The sequence below is a fragment of the Hydrogenophaga aquatica genome, from assembly GCF_054780915.1.
Genome location: NZ_BAAGVK010000011.1, coordinates 77,089 through 99,497 on the forward strand (window position 1 = coordinate 77,089; position 22,409 = coordinate 99,497).

Here is a 22,409-nt window from a genome sequence, read left to right on the forward strand (position 1 = left end):
TTCAATTTTTTGAATCTTGCCATGCGTACGAACCTGTTGTCTTCTTTTCTACTGGTGACCGGCATGGCCGGGGCAAGTGTTGCGCAAGCTCAGATGCTGCCAGAGCCCCGGCAGGTTGTGCAATTGAGTGCCAGTGCGCAGCGCGAAGCCGTGCAAGACTGGCTGACCGTGGTGCTCGTGGCGCGCCATCAAGCCGGAGATGCCGCCACGGTGCAGAACCAGCTGAAGGTGGCGCTCGAACAGGCCCTTGTGCAGGCCCGTGCCGGAGCGCAGGCCGGTGCCGTTGAAGTCAGCAGCGGCGGTTTCACCGTTCAACCCCGTTATGGCCGCGAGGGCCAGATCGCAGGCTGGCAGGGGAGCGCAGAGCTTTTGCTCCAGGGGCGCGACGTGGCCAAGGTGTCGGCATTGGCAGGGCGCATCCCTGGCATGACGATCTCCCAGATGTCCTTCTCTCTCAGCCGGGAGGCTAGCCGCAGCCTCGAGGATGAGGTCCGCCAAGAGGCGATCAGCCAGTTCAGGTCCAACGCTGCCAGTGTGGCCAAGGGCTTCGGCTTCAGCGGCTACGAGCTGCGCGAGGTGTCGGTGAGTTCCGGCGATGTGGCGGTCATGCAGCCCCGCCTGCGCGTGGCCGCCATGGCGGACATGGCCGCCGCCGGCGCTGCCCCAGTGCCCGTGGAGCCTGGCAAGAGCACGGTGCAGGTCACTGTCTCGGGCAGCGTGCAGCTCAAGTAAGGTGGCGGCTCACTGGGCGGCCCAGCCGCCGTCCATGTTCCAGGCCACGCCGCGCACGTTGTTGGCGGCGGGCGAGCAGAAGAATACGGCCAGTTCGCCCAGTTCCTCGGGGGTGGTGAACTGCATCGAAGGCTCTTTCTCGCCCAGCAGAAGCTTGGTGGCCTCCTCGTTGCTCAGCCCCAGCGCGGCAGCTTTCGCGTCCACCTGTTTCTGCACCAGAGGCGTCAGCACCCAGCCCGGGCAGATGGCATTGCACGTCACGCCTGTGGTGGCGGTTTCCAGCGCCGTCACCTTGGTCAGGCCCACAACACCGTGTTTGGCCGCCACGTAGGCCGACTTCTGTGCCGAAGCCACCAGCCCATGCACCGATGCAACGTTGATGATGCGCCCCCAGTTCGATGCCTTCATGGCGGGCAGGGCAAGGCGGGTGGTGTGGAAGGCGCTGCTCAGGTTGATGGAGATGATGGCGTCCCAGCGTTCTGCGGGAAAGTCCTCGATGTTCGAGACGTGCTGGATGCCGGCGTTGTTGACCAGCACATCCACCTGGCCGAACGCTTTCGCGGCGCTGGCCATCATGTCCTCGATCTCGGCGGGCTTGCTCATGTCGGCGCCGTGGTAGAGCACCTGGACGCCCAGCCCAGCCACCTCGGCCTTGGCGGCTTCCACGTCGCCAAAGCCATTGAGCACGATATTGGCACCTTGCCGCGCCAGTGCCTTGGCAATGCCCAGCCCGATGCCGCTGGTGGAGCCGGTAACGAGTGCGGTTTTGTTTTTCAACATGTTGGATTCTCCGTTGACGTTTCCATTACGATCACAGCAAGCACCAGCCGCATGGCCAGTCAGCAGGGGAGTCAGGAACTGCCCCGCAAGGCTTTGGCGGCCATTATCACGGAAGCCCGCAGTGCCGAATGGCCCGCTTCCGAAGGGAACAGACAGATGGAACCCGTATTGCACTACCTAGACGTGCCCGGTCCCAGGGGACGCAACAGCGCAGAGCGCCGCATCGCATGGTGGGAATGGAATGCCACCGGCGAGGCGTACCCCGCGCACGTGGTGGTCTGCGTGCATGGCCTGAGCCGCCAGTCGCGCGATTTTGATGTTCTGGCGCAGGCGCTGGCGCCCCATGCCTGTGTGGTCTGCGTGGACGTGGCAGGCCGTGGCCACAGCGACTGGCTGGCCGATCCCATGGCCTACCAGATTCCCACCTATGCCACCGACCTGGCGGTCCTGCTGGCACACCTGCGCGGGCGCCATGCCGCCGCGCATGGCAACCTTGGGCCGGCACTGCGCATCGACTGGGTGGGCACCAGCATGGGCGGGCTCATTGGCATCACACTGGCGTCGCAACCGGCCGTGGGTATCTCCAGGCTGGTGCTCAACGACGTGGGGCCGGTGATCCAATGGGATGCGCTGCAGCGCATCGGCACCTACCTGGGTGTGCAACCGGTGTACCCCACCGAACAGGCTGCCGCCGACGCCATGTGGGCGGTCTCCCAGGGGTTCGGGCCGCACACCCCAGAGCAGTGGCTGGCGCTTTCGCGTCCCATGCTGCGTCCGCTGCACGAGGGCTGGACTCTGCATTACGACCCTGCCATCGCCGTGCCGTTCCGGGCCATGTTGGCGGCCGACCCGCAGGCAGCGCAGCAGGCCGCGCGGGAGGGCGAGGCCATGCTCTGGCGAATGTACGACGCCATCACGGCGCGAACGCTGTTGTTGCGTGGCGCCGACTCCGACCTTTTGTCCCCTGCCACCGCCCAGGCCATGACCGGCCGCGGCCCCCAGGCAAGGTGCGTTGAATTCGCCGGTGTGGGGCACGCGCCCACGCTCGTGGCCGCCGACCAGGTGGCCGCAGTGCGAGATTTCCTGCTAGAGCCATGAACGCCGAAGTCCGCGAATCCAACGAAAGCCGCACGGCCATTGCCACGGCGCTGTCCGTGCAAGCGGGTGCCGGTCACGCAGCTTTGGCGCGCGCTCGCGCCTTTGCCGAGCCACTGCTGGCGGGTGAGACCCTCGACAGCGGGGAAAACACCCTGGCCCATGCCGATGCCGTGGCCGCCATTCTGGCGCTCATGGGGGGCTCTACGGACATGCAGGCCTGTGCCTACCTGGTCTATGCCTGCCAGTACCTCAACCGCCCGCAGGAAGTCATTGCCAAGGCTTTTGGCAACGATTACGCCACCGTTGCCGTGGAAACCACCAAGCTGGTGCAGCTGCAGCGGCAGGCGCGCCTGAAGGCGGCACAGGTGCGTGCCCAGCGGCAGGTCCAGCAGGAGCAGACGGGTTTGCCCGCGGTCTCGGCCAAGGCACCGGCGTCGGAGTTGGATGCGAGCCAGACAGAGAACGTCCGCAAGATGCTGCTGGCGTTTTCGCGCGATCTGCGCGTCGTTCTGCTGCGGCTGGCATCGCGTCTGCAGACGCTGCGCTACCACGCTGCCACGAAGACCCTGCCTGACGAGGGGCTGGCCAGCGAGTCGCTGCACATCTTTGCTCCGCTGGCCAACCGGCTGGGCATCTGGCAGGTCAAATGGGAGATGGAAGACCTTTCCTTCCGCTTCCTGGAGCCCGACACCTACAAGCAGATCGCCCGTCTGCTTGACGAGAAGCGCGTCGAACGCGAGAGCCATGTCGAACAGGTGCGTCTGGGGCTTGAAGAGACGCTGCGCGCCCAGGGCATCGACGCCTCCGTTCAGGGCCGGCCCAAGCACATCTACAGCATCATCAAGAAGATGCGGGGCAAGTCGCTGGATTTCGAACAGGTCTTCGACATCCGCGCCCTGCGCGTTGTGGTGCCCGAGGTGGACGACTGCTACCGGGTACTGGCCTACGTTCACGCACATTTCAGCCCTGTTCCCGAGGAGTTTGACGACTACATCGCCAAACCCAAACCGAACGGCTACCAGTCGTTGCACACTGTCGTTCGCGATGCGCAGGGCCGTGCGTTCGAAATCCAGATCCGTACGCAGGCCATGCACGACCATGCCGAGCATGGCGTGGCCGCCCACTGGGCCTACAAGGAGGCTGGCAGCAAGGGGTACGCCGGTGTCACCGCTGGTTCCGAATACGACGCCAAGATCGCCGTGCTGCGCCAGCTGCTGGCCTGGCAGCGTGACCTGGGCGGGACGGCGCAAGGCCTGTTTGACGACTGCATCTACGTGCTCACGCCCAATGCCGCCATCGTGGAACTGCCCCAGGGTGCCACGCCGGTGGATTTCGCCTACACCGTGCATACCGATCTGGGCCACCGCTGCCGCGGTGCGCGCGTAGACGGCGCCATGGTGCCGTTGAACACCACGCTGCAGAACGGCCAGACGGTGGAGATCGTTGCTGCCAAGGAGGGGGGGCCTTCGCGTGACTGGCTCAACCCCGAGCAGGGCTACCTCGTCAGCCACCGGGCCAAGAGCAAGGTGCGTGCATGGTTCAACGCCCTGGCGGCTGAAGACAATGCCGCGCGCGGCCGGGAGGCCGTGGAGAAGCTGTTGCAACGCGAGGGCAAGACGTCCATCGCGCTGGAGGACCTGGCATCGGCTTTGGGCTTCGTTACCCCGCAGGCGATGTTCGAGTCGGTGGGCAAGGAAGAACTGTCTTTGCGCGCCATCGAGCAGCAGCTCAATCCGGTGGAGGCGTTGCCCACACCAGACGAGGTCATCCTCAAGAAGGCCCGTTCCGAGGAGCGCGCCCCACAGGGTAGCGTGCTGGTGGTGGGGGTCGACTCGCTGATGACACAGCTGGCCAAGTGCTGCAAGCCCGCGCCGCCGGACGACATACGCGGCTTTGTCACGCGGGGCAAGGGCGTCAGCATCCACCGGGCAGATTGCCCCGATTTCGCCCATCTGGCCAAAAGGCAGCCGGGCCGGGTGATCGACGTGCAGTGGAGCGGAGCCAAGCCCAAGGGGGGGGAACTCGCGTTCTACCCGGTCGACGTGGCGGTGGAGGCAGTGGACCGGCAAGGTTTGCTGCGTGACATCTCGGACGCCTTCGCGCGCGAAAAAATCAACGTCATCGGTGTGCAGACGCAGTCCGTCAAAGGCATCGCCTGGATGACCTTCACGGTGGAAGTGCCCGACGCCATGCGTGTGGCCCGAGTCATGTCGGCGGTGTCCGATGTGCCAGGTGTGCAGGTTGTGAGGAGGCGTTGAAAAAACCGAAAAAGCCGTGCTACAATGCAAGGCTTGCAACCGACCCAGGCGCGTAGCTCAGCTGGTTAGAGCACCACCTTGACATGGTGGGGGTCGTTGGTTCGAGTCCAATCGCGCCTACCAATTCAAAAGCCCTGCTTTCCACACGGAAGCAGGGCTTTTTCGCTTCTGTATGCTGCCTTGCAACATGGCAGGGTAAATCCTGCGCCGCATCCCCGGCAAATGTTTCTAGAATGAGAAGAATGCCGCCAGCCCCCGTCGAGGGGGAGGGCGCCGATTTTCTCGACAGGAGTCCGCCCAGTGCAGAACGACCAGGCTGATGCCTCGGCCACGCGTCCGTCCCCCGTTCGCGTGATCAAGAAATACCCCAACCGCCGTCTCTACGATACCGACACCTCCTCCTACATCACGCTGGCCGAAATCAAGGCGCTGGTGATGAAGGCCACGCCCTTTGTTGTGCGTGACGCCAAGAGTGGCGATGACCTGACCCGCAGCATCCTGTTGCAGATCATTCTTGAAGAGGAGACTGCCGGCGTGCCGCTGTTCTCGGAGAACATGCTGGCCAACATCATCCGTTTCTACGGCCATGCAATGCAGGGTTACATGGGGTCTTACCTTGAGAAGAACCTGCAGCTCTTCATGGATCTGCAGAAATCGATGGCAGACCCCGCCAAGGGGTGGACGCCTGAGCTCTGGCAGCAGTTCATGGGCATGCAGTCGCCTGTCGTGCCCGGCATGGCCGCCCTCACGCAAATGCAGGAGAAGATGCTGGAGGCCATGGGCGTCAAGCGCTGACGGCCTTTCGGCCCAGGCTGACGGCTCGGCCCCGACCTGAGACAATCGGGGCCCATGACCGATATTCTTTCTTCTCAATCGCCTGTTTCGGGGGTATCTGCCCCCAAGGTGGGCTTCGTCAGCCTTGGTTGTCCAAAGGCGCTGACCGATTCCGAACTCATCCTCACGCAACTCAGCGCCGAGGGTTACCAGACGAGCAAGACCTTTCAGGGTGCCGATCTCGTCATCGTCAACACCTGCGGCTTCATCGACGATGCTGTCAAGGAGAGCCTGGACACCATCGGTGAGGCCCTGGCCGACAACGGCAAGGTCATCGTCACGGGCTGCCTGGGTGCGCGCTCGGGCGCGGACGGCGCCAACCTGGTTCAGCAGGTGCATCCTTCGGTGCTTGCGGTTACCGGGCCGCATGCCACGCACGAAGTGATGGAGGCGGTGCACAAGCACCTGCCCAAGCCGCATGACCCGTTCGTGGACCTGGTGCCGCCGCAGGGCGTGAAGCTCACGCCGCGTCACTACGCCTATCTCAAGATCAGCGAGGGTTGCAACCACCGTTGCACGTTCTGCATCATCCCGTCCATGCGCGGTGATCTGGTCAGCCGCCCCGTGGGTGACGTGCTGACCGAGGCGCGCAAATTGTTCGAGGCGGGTGTGAAGGAGTTGCTGGTGGTGAGCCAGGACACTTCCGCTTATGGCGTTGATGTGAAGTACCGCACCGGATTCTGGGACGGCAAGCCGGTGAAGACGCGCATGTTCGACCTGGTGCGAGCCTTGGGCGAGCTGGCGCGAGAGCATGGCGCCTGGGTGCGCCTGCACTACGTTTACCCGTACCCGCACGTGGACGAAATCGTTCCGCTGATGAATGAAGGTTTGTGTCTGCCTTACCTGGATGTTCCGCTGCAGCACAGTCACCCGGACGTCTTGCGGCGCATGAAGCGGCCAGCCAGCGGCGAAAAGAATCTGGAGCGCATTCAACGTTGGCGCGAGCTGTGTCCCGACATCGTTGTGCGCAGTACCTTCATCGCAGGCTTTCCCGGCGAGACGGAGGAGGAGTTCCAGCACCTGCTGGACTTCGTGGAGGAGGCGCAGATCGACCGGGCAGGCTGCTTTGCCTACTCGCCCGTGAGCGGGGCGGCTGCCAACGAACTCCCGGGGGCGGTTCCCGATGAGGTCCGTGAGGAGCGCCGCGCACGATTCATGGAAGTGGCCGAGCGTGTGTCGGCTGCCCGGCTGGAGCAGCGCGTGGGCGCCACCATGCAGGTGCTGGTCGATCAGGCCAGCGGGCTTGGCAAGAAGGGTGGCGTGGGCCGCAGCTACGCAGACGCGCCGGAAATCGACGGTGTGGTGCGGCTGCTGCCGCCGGAAAAGATCAGCAAGACCTACAAGGTGGGCGACTTTGTGAAGGCGCGCATCGTGTCGGCCCAGGGGCACGATCTGGTCGGCGTGCCGGTTTGATGCAAGAGAGGCTTCGTGCCTCTCTGCTTGACCGGCCCGCATTGCTGTCTGGCACTTGCGGAGAAAGAAAAAAGGCTTGCATTGCTGCAAGCCTTTTTCAATATTTGGTGCCCAGGAGAGGACTCGAACCTCCACGCCTCTCGGCGCTAGTACCTGAAACTAGTGCGTCTACCAATTCCGCCACCTGGGCATCTCAGGAATCCTTGAATTCTAGCACGGTTTTTCTTGCATTTTTCCGGCGCCGATTCATGACGTAAAGAATTTGAATGCCGGAAAAGAAAAAAGCTTGCGGACCGAAATCTGCAAGCTTTACTCTTTATGATTGGTGCCCAAGAGAGGACTCGAACCTCCACGCCTCGCGGCGCTAGTACCTGAAACTAGTGCGTCTACCAATTCCGCCACCTGGGCGTCTCAGAAGCTGCTATTCTAGCATGAGATTTTGAGAGTGCGAAAGATTGCGTGAAAGAAAAATACCAAAACCTGCTGGCCGAGTTTGAGGGGGTCGTCTCCGGCCACCGCGATGGACACGGCTTCATCTTGCGCGACGACGGCCAGCCCGACGTCTACCTTCCCCCCAATGAAATGCGCGCGGTTCTTCACAAGGACCGCGTCAAGGCCCGAGTGGTCAGGCAGGATCGCCGGGGCCGCCCCGAGGGGCGGGTGACCGAAATCATCGAGCGCTCCGCCACGCCCATCATCGGGCGCCTGTTGCAGGAGGGGGGCGTGTGGCTGGTCGCGCCTGAAGACAAGCGCTACGGCCAGGACGTGCTCATTCCCAAAGGGGCGACGGGTTCGGCAAAGCCCGGGCAGGTGGTGGTGGTTGAGCTGACCGAGCCGCCGGCCTTGTACGGCCAGCCTGTGGGGCGTGTCAAGGAGGTGCTGGGCGACATTGACGACCCCGGCATGGAGATCGAGATCGCGGTACGCAAGTATGGCGTGCCCCACGAGTTCTCAGACGCGGCCATGGCGCAGTCGCGCGCCTTGCCCGACAAGGTGCGGCCGGTGGACAAGCGCCAGCGTGTCGACCTTACCGACGTGCCGCTCGTCACCATTGACGGTGAAGATGCCCGCGACTTTGACGACGCGGTGTATTGCGAACCTGCGAAGGTCGGGCGTGGCAAAGGGTGGCGCCTGCTTGTGGCGATTGCCGACGTGAGCCACTATGTCGAAACCGGTTCGGCCATCGACATCGATGCCTACGACCGTGCCACCAGTGTCTACTTCCCGCGCCGGGTCATTCCCATGCTGCCCGAGAAGTTGTCCAACGGGCTGTGTTCGCTGAACCCGGAGGTGGAGCGCCTGTGCATGGTGTGCGACATGCTCATCACCGCCAAGGGTGACATCCACGCCTACCAGTTCTACCCGGCGGTGATGTTCAGCCATGGGCGGCTGACCTACACCGACGTCGCCGCCATATTGCAAAACACCCGTGGGCCTGAAGCGCAGCAGCGCCAGCCGCTGGTGCCGCATCTGCTCAATCTGCACGACGCCTACCGCGCCTTGTTGGCGGCCCGTGAACGGCGCGGTGCCGTGGACTTCGAGACAACCGAGACGCAGATCGTTTGCGATGAGTCGGGGCGTATCGAGAAGATCGTGCCGCGTACGCGCAACGAGGCGCACCGCTTGATCGAAGAGTCCATGCTCGCGGCCAACGTCTGTTCGGCAGAGTTCATCGCCCAGAGCAAGCACCACGGGCTGTTCCGGGTGCACGAGGGCCCCACGCCCGAGAAGCTGGAGACGCTGCGGCAATATTTGAAGGCGCTGGGTGTGCATCACAACGTGAGCGACGAGCCGCGTCCGTCGGAGTTCCAGGAGCTGGCGCATGCCACCCAGGACCGTCCGGATGCCCAGCAGATTCACCAGATGCTGCTGCGTTCCATGCAGCAGGCCATCTACACCCCCGAGAACATGGGGCACTTCGGCCTGGCGTTCGAGGCCTACACCCACTTCACCAGCCCCATTCGGCGCTACCCCGATCTGCTGGTGCACCGGGTGATCAAGGCGGTGCTGGCGGGAGGCAAATACCAATTGCCCGTGCTGCCTACCCCAGGGGAGGCTCACGCCAAGCTTGCAAAACGGCTGGCGACGCGCGGCTCCGGAGTGGCCGACAAGGCCCGAAAGGGCAAACCGTCTGCCGACACGCTGGGCTGGCAGGCGGCTGGTCTGCACTGCAGTGCCAACGAACGCCGCGCCGACGAGGCCAGCCGCGACGTCGAGGCTTGGCTGAAATGCAAGTACATGCGCGAGCGCTTGGGCGAGGAGTACGGTGGTGTTGTCACCGCGGTCACCACCTTCGGGTTGTTCGTCACGCTCGACAGTCTTTATGTCGAAGGGCTCGTGCACATCACCGAGCTGGGTGGTGAGTACTTCCGGTACGACGAGGCCCGTCAGGAGCTGCGGGGTGAGCGCACCGGCATCCGCTACGCGCTGGGCTCCAAAGTCCGGGTGCAGGTGAGCCGGGTCGACCTGGACGGCCGCCGCATAGACTTCAGGCTGGTCCGGGACGAAGCCGATCTGGTCGTGCGGGCGATGCGCGACAAAACGGGGGCCGACGAAACATCGTCTGCGTCGCGGCGCAATGGCGGCAAGAAGCCACGAGGTCAGGCCTACCCGGCAGCTGGCCGCCAGCCGGCAGATGCTCAGCGCTCTTCCCGCGGCAGCCGTGGTGCAAGGCAGCCAGGCAAGGGCACCGGTACCGGAAAATCCAGAAAAGGCAAGCGTTGATCCATGCGTGTACTGTTGTTTCTCGTCGATACCCTGTTTTTTTTCCTGGTTGGGGCTGCGCTGCTGCGCGGCTGGATGAACACCATGCGCATGCGCATGACGCAGCAGCCCGGCATCTTCGTGATGGCGTTGACCGACTGGATCGTCGTGCCGCTTCGTAAAACGCTGCCGCGCCGCTGGGCCCAGTCCAATCTGGATTGGGGCAGCTTCCTGGCGGCCTTGTTGCTGGCCCTGTGCTATTCGGCCGTCGTGCACATGCTTTTCGGTGGCCGTCTGCCCGGGGTTCTCAGCCTGGGTTGGACAGTGACCGTGCCGGTTCAGGCCATCCTGTTCCTGTTGCGCACCGTGCTGCAGGGTTTGATGCTCCTGGCGCTGGTGTATGCGGTCATCTCGTGGATTCAACCGATGTCCCCCATGCATGGCGCACTGGGGCGCCTGGTCGAGCCGGTGCTCCGGCCGATCCGGCGCATCGTTCCTCAGGTAGGTGGAGTGGACCTGTCGGTGCTGGTGCTCATCATCCTGCTTCAGGTTGCGTTGATGCTCATCACCTGATTCGCGCCTGGGGGCCGGGCGGTCACCTGGGTACGGTGGCTGCTGCCAGCAGGCTGGCGCTGAACGGGCGGTCGGCAGGCCAGAGTGTCGCAGCCAGGCCGTGCCGGTACACGGCATCACAGCACAGTTCAAAAGCCTGCCTGATGCCGCCTGTGGGCGGCTGGATTGCCAGACTGGCACCGATCAATCCAGCCAGTACGTCGCCCGTGCCAGCCGTGGCCAACAGTGCGTTGCCGGTGGCGTTGATGGCGGGCTTGAAGCCCGGCGCGCAGACAATGCTCCCCGACCCCTTGAGGACGGTGATGCACCCGAACCGTTCGCTCAATTGCCTGCAGGCCGCGAGCCGGTTGGCCTGTATTGAGGATGTTTCTGTTCCCAGCAGGCGTGCCGCCTCCAGAGGGTGAGGCGTGAGCACGGTGAGCTGGTTGCGGCCGCTCCTTGCCTTCAGCGCCTGCTGCCAGCCAGGTTCGCCAGCGACGGCGTTTAGGGCGTCGGCGTCAAGCACCAGTCGGGGGCTTTGTTCCAGTACGTGAGGCAACACGCTACGCACGGCCGTGCCGCCGCCACAGCCGCACACTGTCGTGCCGGTCGCCGCCAGGGGGCCTTGCGCAAGTTCGTTGGCCTCGCGGAACATCAGTTCCGGGCAGACGGGGTCGACGCTCACGTTCCCGGGGCCGGTGTTGTCCAGCAGGCCGACATAGACGCGGCCCGCGCCAGCGAACAGGCCGGCGCGTGCGGCAAGGAGCGCTGCACCGGTCATGCCTTGGCCGGTTGAGGCCACGTTCTGTCCGCCAAGGATGAACAGGTCACCATGCAGGCCTTTGTGTGCGCCGTGGCGTTGCCCGCGTGTGGTAGGGTCCGGTGCAGCCGCGTTCAGGAATGCATCCGGCGCGGCGGTGCTGGCGTCGGCGCCCAAGTCGTCCAGCCAGATGTCGCCCGCGACGTCCCGTCCCTCGGCTGTGAAGAGGCCGGGTTTCAAGGTCAGCAGTGTCAATGTGTGGCGGGGTGCGGTCGACCGGCTGGTGTTGCCTGCAAGCCATTGACCTGTGTCTGGGTGAAGGCCGCTGGGCAGGTCCACGCTCAGGACCGGGCAGTTCAGCATACGAAGCCGCTCAACGTCTTGCGCAATGGCGCCTTGCGGCGCGGCACGCACCCCCAATCCCAGCAGGGCATCTATCGCCAGATCGGGGTGTGCTGGAGGGGTGTCGGCAAAGGTGACGCCGGCGGCCCGAGCCTGCGCCAACGCGTAGCGGGCGTCATCGGGAAGCCTGGATTCGTCCCCCCGCCAAGTCACGGTCACGTCACGCAGGCCCTCGCGCTGCAAGGCGGCGGCGGCAAGGAGTCCGTCCCCTCCGTTGTTGCCCGGGCCACAGGCGACCCAGATATGCCGGGCGTGCGGGTACAGCGCCCGACCCAGCCTGAAGACGGCTTGGGCTGCCCTGTCCATCAAGGTGTGCGGAGGCAGCCCGGCCTGGACCGCCTGTTCGATGTGGCGCGTGCTGTCGCTGCCATGGAGCGGGAGCGGGTTCTGTAGTGAGGCTGGAAGGATATGCCGCATGGCGGAAGTGTCGCACGAGCTCGCGATGCGCAAAGGTGTTACAATCCCAAGGCTTTGCTGTTCGTGGTCCGTCATGAATGTGGCGGTATGCGGGGCAAAGTCAATCGCAAACAGGCCCACCCGGGTGTCGCTGGCGTTTTTGCTGGTGATCGGGGTCTGATTTCAGTCCAAACCTCAGGAAAGATAGCAATCATGTCCATTTCCATGCGCGAAATGCTGGAAGCAGGTGTCCACTTCGGTCACCAAACCCGCTTCTGGAACCCCAAGATGGCCCCCTTCATCTTCGGCCATCGCAACAAGATCCACATCGTCAATCTGGAAAAGACCCTCCCGATGTTCGAGGAGGCTGCCAAGTTCGTGCGCCAGCTGACCGCCAACGGCGGTACCGTGCTGATGGTGGGTACCAAGCGCCAGTCTCGCGACCTCGTGGCCCAGGAAGCCCGTCGCGCAGGCGTGCCTTTCGTCGAGCAGCGCTGGCTGGGCGGCATGCTGACCAACTTCAAGACGGTCAAGACCTCCATCAAGCGTCTGAAAGACATGCAGGCCCAGAAGGAAGCCGGTCTGGACAGCATGTCCAAGAAAGAGCAGCTGACCTTCAATCGCCAGATCGAAAAGCTGGAGAAGGACATCGGCGGCATTCAGGACATGAACGCACTGCCCGATGCCATCTTCGTGATCGACGTGGGTTACCACAAGATTGCCGTGGCCGAAGCCCAGAAGCTGGGTATTCCCCTGATCGGCGTGGTTGACACCAACCACTCCCCTGAAGGCATCGACTACGTGATCCCCGGCAACGACGACTCCGCCAAGGCCGTGGCCCTGTACGCCCGTGGTATCGCCGACGCGATCCTGGAAGGCCGCAACGCCGCCGTGACCGACGTCGTCAAGGCTGCCCAGGGCAGCGACGAGTTCGTCGAAGTGCAAGACGCCGCCTGAGCGGCCGTGCCCGTGCAAGAAGGGGCTCGAGTAGCCCCTTTTTTGCCACCGCAATTTCACCCAGACATTGAATCATCGAGCTGCAAGGCTCAGACGGAGTAACAAGATGGCTGCAATCACCGCAAGCATGGTCGCCGAACTGCGCGCCAAGACCGACGCCCCCATGATGGAATGCAAGAAGGCCCTGACCGAGGCCGACGGCAACATGGAGAAGGCGGAAGAGATTCTGCGCGTCAAGCTGGGCAACAAGGCCGGCAAAGCCGCTAGCCGCATCACCGCCGAAGGCGTGGTCGCTTCTTTCATCGAGGGCAACACTGGCGCCCTGGTGGAAGTCAACTGCGAAACCGACTTCGTCTCCAAGAACGACCTGTTCCTGGCTTTCTGCAATGCCGTGGCCCAGCTTGTCGTCAAGAACAACCCGGCTGACGTGGCCGCAGTGGCCGAGCTGCCCCTGTCCATGGAAGGTTTCGGCCCCACCGTGGAAGAGGTTCGCAAGGGTCTGATCGGCAAGATCGGCGAGAACATGACCATTCGCCGCTTCAAGCGTTACAGCGGTGGCGGCCAGCTGGCTTCCTACCTGCACGGTGTGCGCATCGGCGTGATGGTCGAATTCGAAGGCGACGCCGTGGCCGCCAAGGACTCCGCGATGCACATCGCCGCCATGAAGCCCGTGGCCCTGTCTGGTGCTGACGTGCCTGCCGACCTGATCGCCAAGGAGCGTTCCGTGGCCGAGCAGAAGGCTGCCGAGTCTGGCAAACCCGCCGACATCGTCGCCAAGATGGTGGAAGGCTCCGTGCAGAAGTACCTGAAGGAAGTGTCTCTGCTGGACCAGGTGTTCGTGAAGGCTGCCGACGGCAAGCAGACCGTGGGTGCCTACCTGAAGTCCACCAACACCAACGTCAAGGGCTTCACCATGTTCGTGGTGGGCGAAGGCATTGAGAAGAAGGTGGAAGACTTCGCCGCTGAAGTGGCCGCCGCCCAAGCTGCTGCCCAGGGCGCCTGATTGCGCCTCTATGCAGGCGTGCCAACAGGCGCGCTTGCAAAAATTTACACGGCCGATCCCACCCGGGGTCGGCCGTTGTCACAACATAGCCCGTAAAATCGGAAAAATTTGCCAATACTGCCGCCTATGCCAGCCCTCAAGCGCATCCTCCTCAAGTTGTCCGGCGAAGCCCTCATGGGCGACGACGCCTTCGGCATCAACCGCGCCACCATCGTGCGCATCGTGGAGGAGGTGGCGGAAGTCACCCGCCTGGGGGTGGAGGTGGCTGTGGTCATCGGTGGCGGCAACATCTTCCGCGGGGTGGCAGGCGGCTCGGTCGGCATGGACCGTGCCACGGCCGATTACATGGGCATGCTGGCCACGGTGATGAACTCGCTGGCGCTGGCCGACGCCATGCAGAAGGCTGGTGTGACCGCCAGGGTGATGTCCGCCATTTCGATCGAGCAGGTGGTGGAGCCCTACGTTCGCCCCAAGGCGCTGCAGTACCTGGAAGAGGGCAAGGTGGTGGTTTTTGCCGCTGGCACCGGCAACCCTTTCTTCACCACCGACACCGCCGCTGCCTTGCGCGGGGCGGAGATTGGCGCCGAGATCGTCCTGAAGGCCACGAAGGTGGATGGTGTCTACACCGCAGACCCCAAGAAGGACCCTGAGGCCACGCGCTACACGGCCATCAGCTTCGACGAGGCCATGGCGCGTCAGCTGCAGGTGATGGACGCCACGGCGTTCGCACTGTGCCGCGATCAGAACCTGCCGGTTCGCGTGTTCAGTATCTTCAAGCCAGGCGCATTGCGCCGCGTGGTACTGGGCGACGACGAAGGCACGCTGGTGCACGTTTGACACAGGCTGGCGCGGGCTGGCTTGCATCGCGCCGTCAACGAGAGGTGAGAGATGGAACTGTCTGAAATCAAGAAGAATGCCGACCAGAAAATGCATCAGTCGCTGGAGGCGCTGAAGCACAACCTGTCCAAGGTGCGCACCGGCCGCGCCAACCCGCAGCTGCTGGACACCGTGCACGTGGAGTACTACGGTTCCATGCTGCCGCTGTCGCAGGTGGCCAACCTGTCGCTGCTGGATGCCCGCACCATTGGCGTGGCGCCCTGGGAAAAGGGCATGGGGGCGAAGATCGAAAAGGCCATCCGTGAATCCGACCTGGGGCTCAACCCCGCTTCGCAGGGTGACCTGATCCGCGTGCCGATTCCTGCAATGACGGAAGAGCGCCGCCGCGAGCTGACCAAGGTTGTGCGAGCCGAGGGCGAGCAGTCCAAGGTGGCCATTCGCAACCTGCGCCGCGATGCCAACGACCACGTCAAGAAACTGGTCAAGGACAAGCTGGCTTCGGAGGACGATGAGCGCCGTTCGCAGGACGAGATCCAGAAACTGACCGACCGTATGATCGCGGAGGTCGACAAGCTCATCGCCGCCAAGGAACAGGACCTGATGGCCATCTGAGCCGGGCGCTGCCTGTGCTCAGGGGCTGGACTCCATGGGTTTGACATCGAAGAACAGTCCCGCCTCGGCCGTGCCCCGGCACGTGGCCATCGTCATGGATGGCAACGGCAGGTGGGCGAAGAAGCGTTTTCTGCCACGCCTGGCGGGGCACCGCCAAGGCGTCGAGGCCCTGCGCCAGACGGTCCGCTGGGCGATCGCCAAGGGCGTCGGTGTGCTTACCGTCTTTGCCTTTTCGTCAGAGAACTGGAAGCGTCCAGCGGACGAGGTTTCCGGGCTGATGGGGTTGCTCGCAAAGGCGCTGGCTCGCGAGGTTCCTGCTCTGTCCGACGCCGGGGTGCGGCTGTGCTTCCCGGGTGACCGAGGCGTGCTGTCGCCATCGGTTCGGGAAGGCTTGCTGCGGGCAGAACAGGAAACTCAGGCCAACCAACGCCTGACGTTGAACGTGTGCTTCAACTATGGCGGCCGCTGGGACATCGTCCAGGCTGCGCGCCAATTGGCAGAGCGGGGTGAGCCGATCACCGAGACGTCTCTTTCCGGCGCACTGTCGCTGGCTCACGTGCCCGATCCTGACCTGCTCATCCGCACGGGCGGCGAGGTCCGCATCAGCAACTTCCTGCTCTGGCAGCTGGCTTACAGCGAACTCTACTTCTCTGATTGCCTTTGGCCCGATTTTGACGAGGCGGAGTTCGACCGCGCCTTGGCCTGGTACGGCGGGCGCGAGCGCCGCTTCGGGCGCATTTCCGAACAACTCAGGGAGCCTGGCTCCGAAAACCCGGGAGGCCAGGCATGCTCAAGCAACGCGTGATCACGGCGCTGGTGCTGCTGGCGTTTCTTCTGCCCGCCTTGTTCTATCCTTCACCTGAGCCGTTCTGTGCCTTGACCCTTTTGATGATCGTCGGGGCGGGCTGGGAATGGGCGCGGCTCAATGGCGTGCACGGCTTGCAGGCCTGGGGCATCGGTGCGGCGCTGGGCGTGTTGCTTGCCTTGCTCTGGTGGTCGGTTGGGCTTGATGCTCCCATGCCTTGGCTGTGGCAAGGCTCTGCGTTGATCTGGGTCTTGCTCACGACCTGGCTGTTGCGGCGCGGGGTGCCCGGCTGGGCTGACGTGCCCAGGCTGCCCCGCCTGATCATCGGTCTGGTGCTCATCGCGGTGGCCTGGTGGGCCATGGCGCAGGCGCGCTACCTCGGCGTGGGCATGCTGCTGTCGATGATGCTGCTGGTCTGGATGGCCGACATTGCCGCCTACTTTGGTGGCAAGGCTTTCGGCAAGCGCAAGCTCGCGCCTGCGATCAGCCCAGGCAAAAGCTGGGAAGGCGTATACAGTGGGGGCGTGGGCGTGCTGCTCCTGGCACTGGGGTGGCTGTGGCTGGGCTCCGGCGATAGCCTCTACTCGCGCCTCTGGGCCATGGGGCCGGCGCTTTTCGTGCTGGGCATTCTGTTCCTCACCTGCATGAGTGTCGCGGGTGATCTGATCGAGTCGTTGATCAAACGCAGCGCGGGGGTCAAGGATTCCAGCCAGTTGTTGCCCGGCCACGGTGGTGTGCTGGACCGGGTCGATGCGCTGCTGCCGGTCATGCCATTGGCCATGATGCTGGTGTCTTACCAATGATTTTCTCCGGGTGTCCTGCATGAATTCCTTCGCACTTGGTTCACGATCTGGGGCTCGCCAGCGAGTGACGGTGCTGGGCTCCACCGGTTCCATCGGCTCCAACACGCTAGACGTGCTGGAGCGTCATACCGACGCCTTTGAAGTGTTTGCGCTGACCGCAGCCAGCCAGTGGGAACTGCTGCTGAAGCAGTGCGAGCGCCATCGCCCCGCGTATGCGGTGGTCGGCGCTCAGCATCTGGGCAAACTGCGTGAGGGGCTGCAGCGGCTGGGTCTCAAGACCGAGGCGCTTGCTGGCGAGGCGGCGTTGTGCCAGGTGGCCTCTGCCACCGAAGTCGACACCGTGATGGCCGCCATCGTCGGGGCGGCGGGTTTGGCGCCATGCCTCGCCGCGGTGCGTGCTGGCAAGAAGCTCCTGCTCGCCAACAAGGAGGCGCTCGTTGTTGGTGGAGACTTTTTCCTTGAGGCCGTCAAGGCCGGCGGGGCCACCTTGCTGCCCATCGACAGCGAACACTCGGCGGTGTTCCAGTCCCTGCCGGAAGACGCTTCAACCTGGGACGCCCGGGTCGAAAAGATCATCCTCACCGCCTCTGGCGGACCGTTCAGGCAGCGCGATCCCGCAACGCTGTCCCAGGTCACGCCCGAGCAGGCGTGCGCCCACCCGAATTGGGTGATGGGGCGCAAGATTTCGGTCGATTCGGCCACGATGATGAACAAGGCGCTGGAGGTGATCGAGGCGCGTTACCTGTTCGGCTTGCCTCCGGAACGCATCGAGGTGGTCATTCACCCGCAGAGCGTCATTCATTCCATGGTGCAGTTTCGCGACCGTTCCGTGGTGGCACAGCTTGGCACGCCCGACATGCGCGTGCCCATTGCCTATGGTTTGAGTTGGCCGGGCCGAATCGAATCCGGCGCCCAGGCCCTGGATTTCACACGCCTGGGAGCGTTGACTTTCGAGCCGCCCGACGCGAGCCGTTTTCCGGGCTTGCAACTTGCCTGGGATGCACTGAATGCCGCGCCGGGCACCACGGCGGTGCTCAACGCGGCTAATGAGGTGGCGGTGCAGGCCTTCCTCGACGGCCGCCTGCGCTTTGACCAGATTCATCAGGTCAACCATGCAACTCTGGAGGCTTTCGTGCCCTCCAAGCCCCACAGCCTGGACGACCTGATGGCTGTGGATGCCCAGGCGCGGGCGACCGCGTCTGCCTGGGTGGCGCGTAGCGCATCTTGAGGAACAACAGATGTTGACTGTCGTGGCGTTCGTGGTGGCCTTGGGGCTGCTGATCGCGGTTCACGAATATGGGCACTACCGCGTGGCTGTGGCCTGTGGCGTGAAGGTCTTGCGTTTTTCGATCGGTTTTGGCAAACCGTTGTGGCGTTGGCAATCGCCACGCAGCGGAACCGAGTTCGTGGTAGCTGCCTTGCCGCTGGGCGGCTATGTGCGGATGCTGGACGAGCGTGAGGCGCCTGTGCCGCCTGCGCAGCGGCACCTGGCTTTCAACACGCAGCCACTGCGCTCTCGCGTGGCCATCGTTGCTGCAGGTCCGGCCGCGAATTTGTTGCTGGCGGTCTTGCTGTATGCGCTGGTGTTCTGGATAGGGGTAGAGGAGCCACGGCCGGTATTGTCCAGTCCGGTGCCTGCGTCCCTGGCCGAACGTGCGGGTCTGCGTGGCGGGGAGTGGGTCGTCAGGGCTGCTACGGCCGACGAGGAGCCTGCCGAGATCCAGTCCTTCGAGGAGCTCCGCTGGGGTTTGACGCGCGCTGCGTTGTCGCAGCAAGACATGCGCCTTTGGGTGGCCGACGGTCCGCAAGGGGCTGGCCGCGAGGTGAACCTTCCGCTGGCCGAGCTTGGCGTGAGCGACGCTGACGCGCAGTTGTTCCAGAAGATCGGCATCGTCGCGCCGTGGTCCGCGCCGGTGATCGGTTCCGTGCTGCCCGATGGCGCTGCGCAGGCGGCTGGCCTGCGCGAGGGGGATCTGGTGCGGGCGGTGGATGGCGTGCCGGTCTCTGATGGCCAGCAGTTGCGCATGCTCATTCGCCAGGCTGTCCATCCCGAAACGGGTGTGTCCCGGCCGCAGACCTGGTCGCTGGAGCGGGAAGGGCGCCAGCTTCAGCTCACCGTTGCTCCACGTGCCGAGCCGGTGGGCGAAGGGTGGACAGGGCGGATCGGTGCATATGTGGGCGCGCCTCCCGAAATGGTGATTGTCGACGCGGCACCCCACGAAAGCCTGTGGAAAGGCGCGGTGCGCACGTGGGAAGTGTCGGCGTTGACGGTGCGGATGATGTTCAAGATGCTGGTGGGCGAGGCTTCGCTGAAGAACCTCAGTGGACCCTTGACCATTGCCGACTACGCGGGCAAATCGGCCAGCCTGGGTGTCACTTCCTACCTGCTGTTCCTTGCGCTCATCAGCGTCAGCCTGGGGGTGCTCAACCTGCTGCCGCTGCCCGTCCTCGATGGCGGGCACCTGATGTATTATCTTTGGGAGGGGGTGACTGGCCGTCCGGTATCGGACGTCTGGATGGAGCGCTTGCAACGTGGCGGGATCGTCATTTTGCTGGTGCTCATGTCGCTTGCCGTGTTCAACGATGTCGCCCGTTTGCTGGGCTGAATTTCCGTATCCATGAAACAATCCAACAACCGTAAGCTCGGTGTGGCCTGGGGCGCGCTGGTCTCCACCCTTTTGACAGCTTTGCCCGCCTGGGCCGTTGAACCCTTCACGGTGAGAGACATCCGCGTCGAAGGCCTGCAGCGGGTGGAGGCAGGCACGGTGTTCGCGTCCATGCCCGTGCGTGTGGGCGACACGTACAGCGACGACAAGGGGTCCGCGGCGATCCGCGCACTGTTCGGTCTGGGGCTGTTCTCCGATGTGCGCCTTGAGGTGGCCGGGGACGTGCTGGTGGTGATCGTGGAGGAGCGTCCCACGGTGGCCGACGTCAGCTTCTCAGGCGTCAAGGAGTTCGACAACGAAGTCCTGCGCAAGGCTTTGCGTGATGTGGGCCTGACCGATGGGCGGCCTTTCGACAAGGCCTTGGCCGACCGCGCCGAGCAGGAACTCAAGCGCCAGTACCTGAGCCGCAGCATGTATGCCGCCCAGGTCACCACGACGGTCACGCCCATTGAGCGTAACCGCGTGAACATCAACTTCAGCGTCGTGGAGGGCGATGTCGCCAAGATCAAGGAAATCCGGATCGTTGGCAACCAGGCATTCAGCCAGTCGACCCTGCGCGACCTGTTCGATCTGGATACCGGCGGCTGGCTGAGCTGGTACACCAAGTCCGACCAATACTCCAGGGCCAAGCTGAATGCGGATCTGGAGTCCCTGCGGTCGTACTACCTCACACGCGGTTTCCTGGAGTTCCGCATCGATTCCACCCAGGTGGCGATCGCTCCTGGCAAGGACGACATGTCCATCACCGTCAACATCACCGAAGGCCAGCGCTACGTGGTTTCTTCGGTCAGGCTGGATGGCGAATACCTGGGCAAGGAAGAGGAATTCAAGTCGCTGATCAAGATCCGGCCCGGGCAGGCGTACAACGCCGAGGACGTTGCCGACACGACAAAGGCATTCACCGACTACTTCGGCGGTTTTGGTTTTGCCTTTGCCCGGGTCGAGGCCGTGCCCGAGATCGACCGCGAAAATGCACGCGTGGCGTTCGTGCTGCGCGCACAGCCCTCGCGGCGCGCCTACGTCAGACGCATCAACCTGGAAGGCAACAACCGCACGCGCGACGAAGTGATCCGCCGCGAGTTCCGCCAGTTGGAGTCCTCCTGGTACGACAGCGACCGCATCCGCCTGTCCCGCGACCGCGTTGACCGGCTGGGCTTCTTCACCGAGGTTTCGGTGGACACGCAGGAAGTGCCCGATGCGCCGGACCAGGTGGATCTGGTCGTGAAGGTTGTTGAAAAGCCTACGGGCAACCTGACGCTGGGTGCCGGTTATTCCCAGTCCGAGAAGCTGTCGTTGATGGCAGGCATCCAGCAGGAGAACGTGTTCGGCACCGGTAACTACCTGGGCCTGAACGTCAACACCAGCGACTACAACAAGCAGATCGTCCTGAGCACGACCGATCCTTATTTCACACCCGACGGCATCTCCCGCAGCCTTGACGTTTACTACCGCACCACGCGTCCGACCAGGGCACAGGAAGGTGACTACAAGCTTGTCACCCCCGGTATGAGCATACGCTTTGGCGTGCCGTTCACCGAAATCGACACGGTGTACTTCGGCGCTGGTTTTGAGCAGACCCGCATCGAAGAGGGCAATTTCCTGCCGGAGGCCTACAAGGATTACAGCAATACTTTCGGGCAATCCTCCACGTCCGTGCCGTTGACCGTGGGTTGGGCGCGCGACAGCCGCGACAGCGCTCTGGTGCCCTCGCAAGGCCGTCTGCAGCGCGTCAACGGTGAACTGGGCGTGGCTGGGGACACGCGGTACGTGAAGGCAAACTACCAGTTCCAGCAGTACATTCCCCTGAACAAGAAGTTCACCCTGGCCTTCAACGCCGAAGTGGGCTGGGGCAAGGGTTTGGGCGGCAAGCCGTTCCCGCTTTTCAAGAACTTTTACGGTGGTGGCCTGGGGTCCGTTCGCGGTTTCGAGTCTGGCACCCTGGGGGGGCGCAGCACGCTGGTGGGTGATTCCACCGGTACGCTGTCCTACATCGGCGGTTCCAAGAAAGTGCTCTTGAACACCGAGGTCATCGCACCGTTCCCCGGTGCAGGCAACGATCGCACCTTGCGCATGTTCGGCTTCTTCGACGTGGGCAACGTGTCTGATGACTACAGCCAGTCCACCAAGCTGACTGACTTGCGTGCGTCGGTCGGTATCGGCATCAGCTGGATTTCACCGGTGGGGCCGCTTAGAATCGCTTACGCCCGTCCGGTGCGCAAGTTCGACAACGACAAGACCCAGAGCATTCAATTCCAGATCGGGACTTCTTTCTGATGAAATCGATTCAACGTGTGTTTTTCCGCCAGGCTATCGTGGCCCTGGCATTCGGTTGCGCTACCCTGGCATCTGCAGCGCAGGATTTCAAGATCGGTTTCGTCAACACCGACCGTATCTTCCGTGAGTCTTCGGCCGCCAAGGCGGCGCAGACCAAGCTGGAGCAGGAGTTCGCCCGCCGCGAGCGCGAGGTTGAGACACTGCGCAACCAGCTCAAGGCGGCTTCTGACAAGCTGGAGAAGGACTCCCCTACCTTGTCTGAAACGCAGCGCACCACCCGCCAGCGCCAACTGGTGGACATGGACCGCGAGTTCCAGCGCAAGAGCCGTGAGTTCCAGGAGGACCTGAACCTGCGCAAGAACGAGGAGCTGCAGCAGGTGCTGGAGCGTGCCAACCGCGTGATCCGGCAGGTGGCCGAGGCAGAGAAGTACGACCTGATCATCCAGGAGGCGGTCTACATCAACCCCAGGCATGACATCACCGACAAGGTGCTCAGCGGCCTGAACAACGCCAAGTGATGTCCG

Annotated in this window: 19 protein-coding genes and 3 tRNA genes; 18 read left to right on the forward strand and 4 right to left on the reverse strand. The window is 63.6% G+C overall.

Annotation, left to right across the window (positions count from 1 at the left end):
* Positions 1-93 precede the first annotated feature (93 nt).
* Complete coding sequence (locus ACYVHH_RS07830) at positions 94-732, forward strand: SIMPL domain-containing protein (protein WP_460564576.1); 639 nt, start codon at positions 94-96, stop codon at positions 730-732.
* 9 nt (positions 733-741) lie between these two features.
* On the opposite strand, the gene ACYVHH_RS07835 is transcribed toward ACYVHH_RS07830, so the two are convergent.
* A complete protein-coding gene (locus ACYVHH_RS07835; protein ID WP_460564577.1) occupies positions 742-1,512 on the reverse strand; it encodes a 3-hydroxybutyrate dehydrogenase in 771 nt (256 codons plus the stop codon).
* Positions 1,513-1,668: 156 nt separating this feature from the next.
* Between ACYVHH_RS07835 and ACYVHH_RS07840 the strand changes: the two genes are divergently transcribed.
* The 5 genes from ACYVHH_RS07840 (at position 1,669) to rimO (ending at position 7,115) form a co-directional block, all read left to right on the forward strand.
* Positions 1,669-2,610 carry an alpha/beta fold hydrolase gene (locus ACYVHH_RS07840; RefSeq protein ID WP_460564578.1) on the forward strand — a complete coding sequence of 314 codons (942 nt, stop codon included), beginning with the start codon at positions 1,669-1,671 and terminating at the stop codon, positions 2,608-2,610.
* Complete coding sequence (locus ACYVHH_RS07845; RefSeq protein ID WP_460564579.1) at positions 2,607-4,868, forward strand: RelA/SpoT family protein; 2,262 nt, start codon at positions 2,607-2,609, stop codon at positions 4,866-4,868. The genes ACYVHH_RS07840 and ACYVHH_RS07845 overlap by 4 nt, the downstream gene beginning before the upstream one ends.
* Before the next feature lie 46 nt (positions 4,869-4,914).
* Positions 4,915-4,991: transfer RNA gene (locus tag ACYVHH_RS07850), tRNA-Val, on the forward strand.
* Between the two features lie 177 nt (positions 4,992-5,168).
* Complete coding sequence (gene phaR / locus ACYVHH_RS07855; RefSeq protein WP_460564580.1) at positions 5,169-5,663, forward strand: polyhydroxyalkanoate synthesis repressor PhaR; 495 nt, start codon at positions 5,169-5,171, stop codon at positions 5,661-5,663.
* 54 nt (positions 5,664-5,717) lie between these two features.
* A complete protein-coding gene (rimO, locus tag ACYVHH_RS07860) occupies positions 5,718-7,115 on the forward strand; it encodes a 30S ribosomal protein S12 methylthiotransferase RimO (protein WP_460564581.1) in 1,398 nt (465 codons plus the stop codon).
* A gap of 105 nt (positions 7,116-7,220) precedes the next feature.
* Here rimO and ACYVHH_RS07865 read toward each other — a convergent pair.
* Positions 7,221-7,305: transfer RNA gene (locus ACYVHH_RS07865), tRNA-Leu, on the reverse strand.
* Between the two features lie 133 nt (positions 7,306-7,438).
* A tRNA-Leu gene (locus ACYVHH_RS07870) sits at positions 7,439-7,523 on the reverse strand.
* Positions 7,524-7,574: 51 nt separating this feature from the next.
* Between ACYVHH_RS07870 and rnr the strand changes: the two genes are divergently transcribed.
* Positions 7,575-9,839, forward strand: a complete 2,265-nt coding sequence (gene rnr, locus ACYVHH_RS07875; RefSeq protein ID WP_460564582.1) for a ribonuclease R — start codon at positions 7,575-7,577, stop codon at positions 9,837-9,839.
* A 3-nt stretch (positions 9,840-9,842) separates the two neighbouring features.
* Positions 9,843-10,391, forward strand: a complete 549-nt coding sequence (locus ACYVHH_RS07880; RefSeq protein WP_460564583.1) for a YggT family protein — start codon at positions 9,843-9,845, stop codon at positions 10,389-10,391.
* A gap of 22 nt (positions 10,392-10,413) precedes the next feature.
* Here ACYVHH_RS07880 and ACYVHH_RS07885 read toward each other — a convergent pair whose 3' ends face one another.
* Positions 10,414-12,024, reverse strand: coding sequence for an NAD(P)H-hydrate dehydratase (locus ACYVHH_RS07885; RefSeq protein WP_460564584.1), 1,611 nt, complete (start codon positions 12,022-12,024; stop codon positions 10,414-10,416).
* 117 nt (positions 12,025-12,141) lie between these two features.
* Between ACYVHH_RS07885 and rpsB the strand changes: the two genes are divergently transcribed.
* The 10 genes from rpsB to ACYVHH_RS07935 all read left to right on the forward strand — a co-directional run bounded on the left by rpsB (position 12,142) and on the right by ACYVHH_RS07935 (position 22,403).
* Positions 12,142-12,885 carry a 30S ribosomal protein S2 gene (gene rpsB, locus ACYVHH_RS07890; RefSeq protein WP_460564585.1) on the forward strand — a complete coding sequence of 248 codons (744 nt, stop codon included), beginning with the start codon at positions 12,142-12,144 and terminating at the stop codon, positions 12,883-12,885.
* 106 nt (positions 12,886-12,991) lie between these two features.
* A complete protein-coding gene (gene tsf / locus ACYVHH_RS07895) occupies positions 12,992-13,888 on the forward strand; it encodes a translation elongation factor Ts (protein WP_460564586.1) in 897 nt (298 codons plus the stop codon).
* A 126-nt stretch (positions 13,889-14,014) separates the two neighbouring features.
* Complete coding sequence (pyrH, locus tag ACYVHH_RS07900; RefSeq protein WP_460564587.1) at positions 14,015-14,725, forward strand: UMP kinase; 711 nt, start codon at positions 14,015-14,017, stop codon at positions 14,723-14,725.
* A gap of 51 nt (positions 14,726-14,776) precedes the next feature.
* Entirely contained in the window at positions 14,777-15,337 is a 561-nt protein-coding gene (gene frr / locus ACYVHH_RS07905) for a ribosome recycling factor (protein ID WP_460564588.1), read from the forward strand.
* A gap of 34 nt (positions 15,338-15,371) precedes the next feature.
* Positions 15,372-16,142 carry a polyprenyl diphosphate synthase gene (gene uppS, locus ACYVHH_RS07910; RefSeq protein ID WP_460564589.1) on the forward strand — a complete coding sequence of 257 codons (771 nt, stop codon included), beginning with the start codon at positions 15,372-15,374 and terminating at the stop codon, positions 16,140-16,142.
* A complete protein-coding gene (locus ACYVHH_RS07915) occupies positions 16,124-16,945 on the forward strand; it encodes a phosphatidate cytidylyltransferase (RefSeq protein WP_460564590.1) in 822 nt (273 codons plus the stop codon). The genes uppS and ACYVHH_RS07915 overlap by 19 nt, the downstream gene beginning before the upstream one ends.
* Before the next feature lie 19 nt (positions 16,946-16,964).
* Positions 16,965-18,173, forward strand: a complete 1,209-nt coding sequence (gene ispC, locus ACYVHH_RS07920) for a 1-deoxy-D-xylulose-5-phosphate reductoisomerase (RefSeq protein ID WP_460564591.1) — start codon at positions 16,965-16,967, stop codon at positions 18,171-18,173.
* A 10-nt stretch (positions 18,174-18,183) separates the two neighbouring features.
* Positions 18,184-19,551: an RIP metalloprotease RseP gene (gene rseP, locus ACYVHH_RS07925; RefSeq protein ID WP_460564592.1), complete on the forward strand. Its 1,368-nt coding sequence runs from the start codon at positions 18,184-18,186 to the stop codon at positions 19,549-19,551.
* A 12-nt stretch (positions 19,552-19,563) separates the two neighbouring features.
* Complete coding sequence (bamA, locus tag ACYVHH_RS07930) at positions 19,564-21,885, forward strand: outer membrane protein assembly factor BamA (RefSeq protein ID WP_460564593.1); 2,322 nt, start codon at positions 19,564-19,566, stop codon at positions 21,883-21,885.
* Positions 21,885-22,403, forward strand: a complete 519-nt coding sequence (locus ACYVHH_RS07935) for an OmpH/Skp family outer membrane protein (protein WP_460564594.1) — start codon at positions 21,885-21,887, stop codon at positions 22,401-22,403. The genes bamA and ACYVHH_RS07935 overlap by 1 nt, the downstream gene beginning before the upstream one ends.
* The last annotated feature ends 6 nt before the right edge of the window (positions 22,404-22,409 follow it).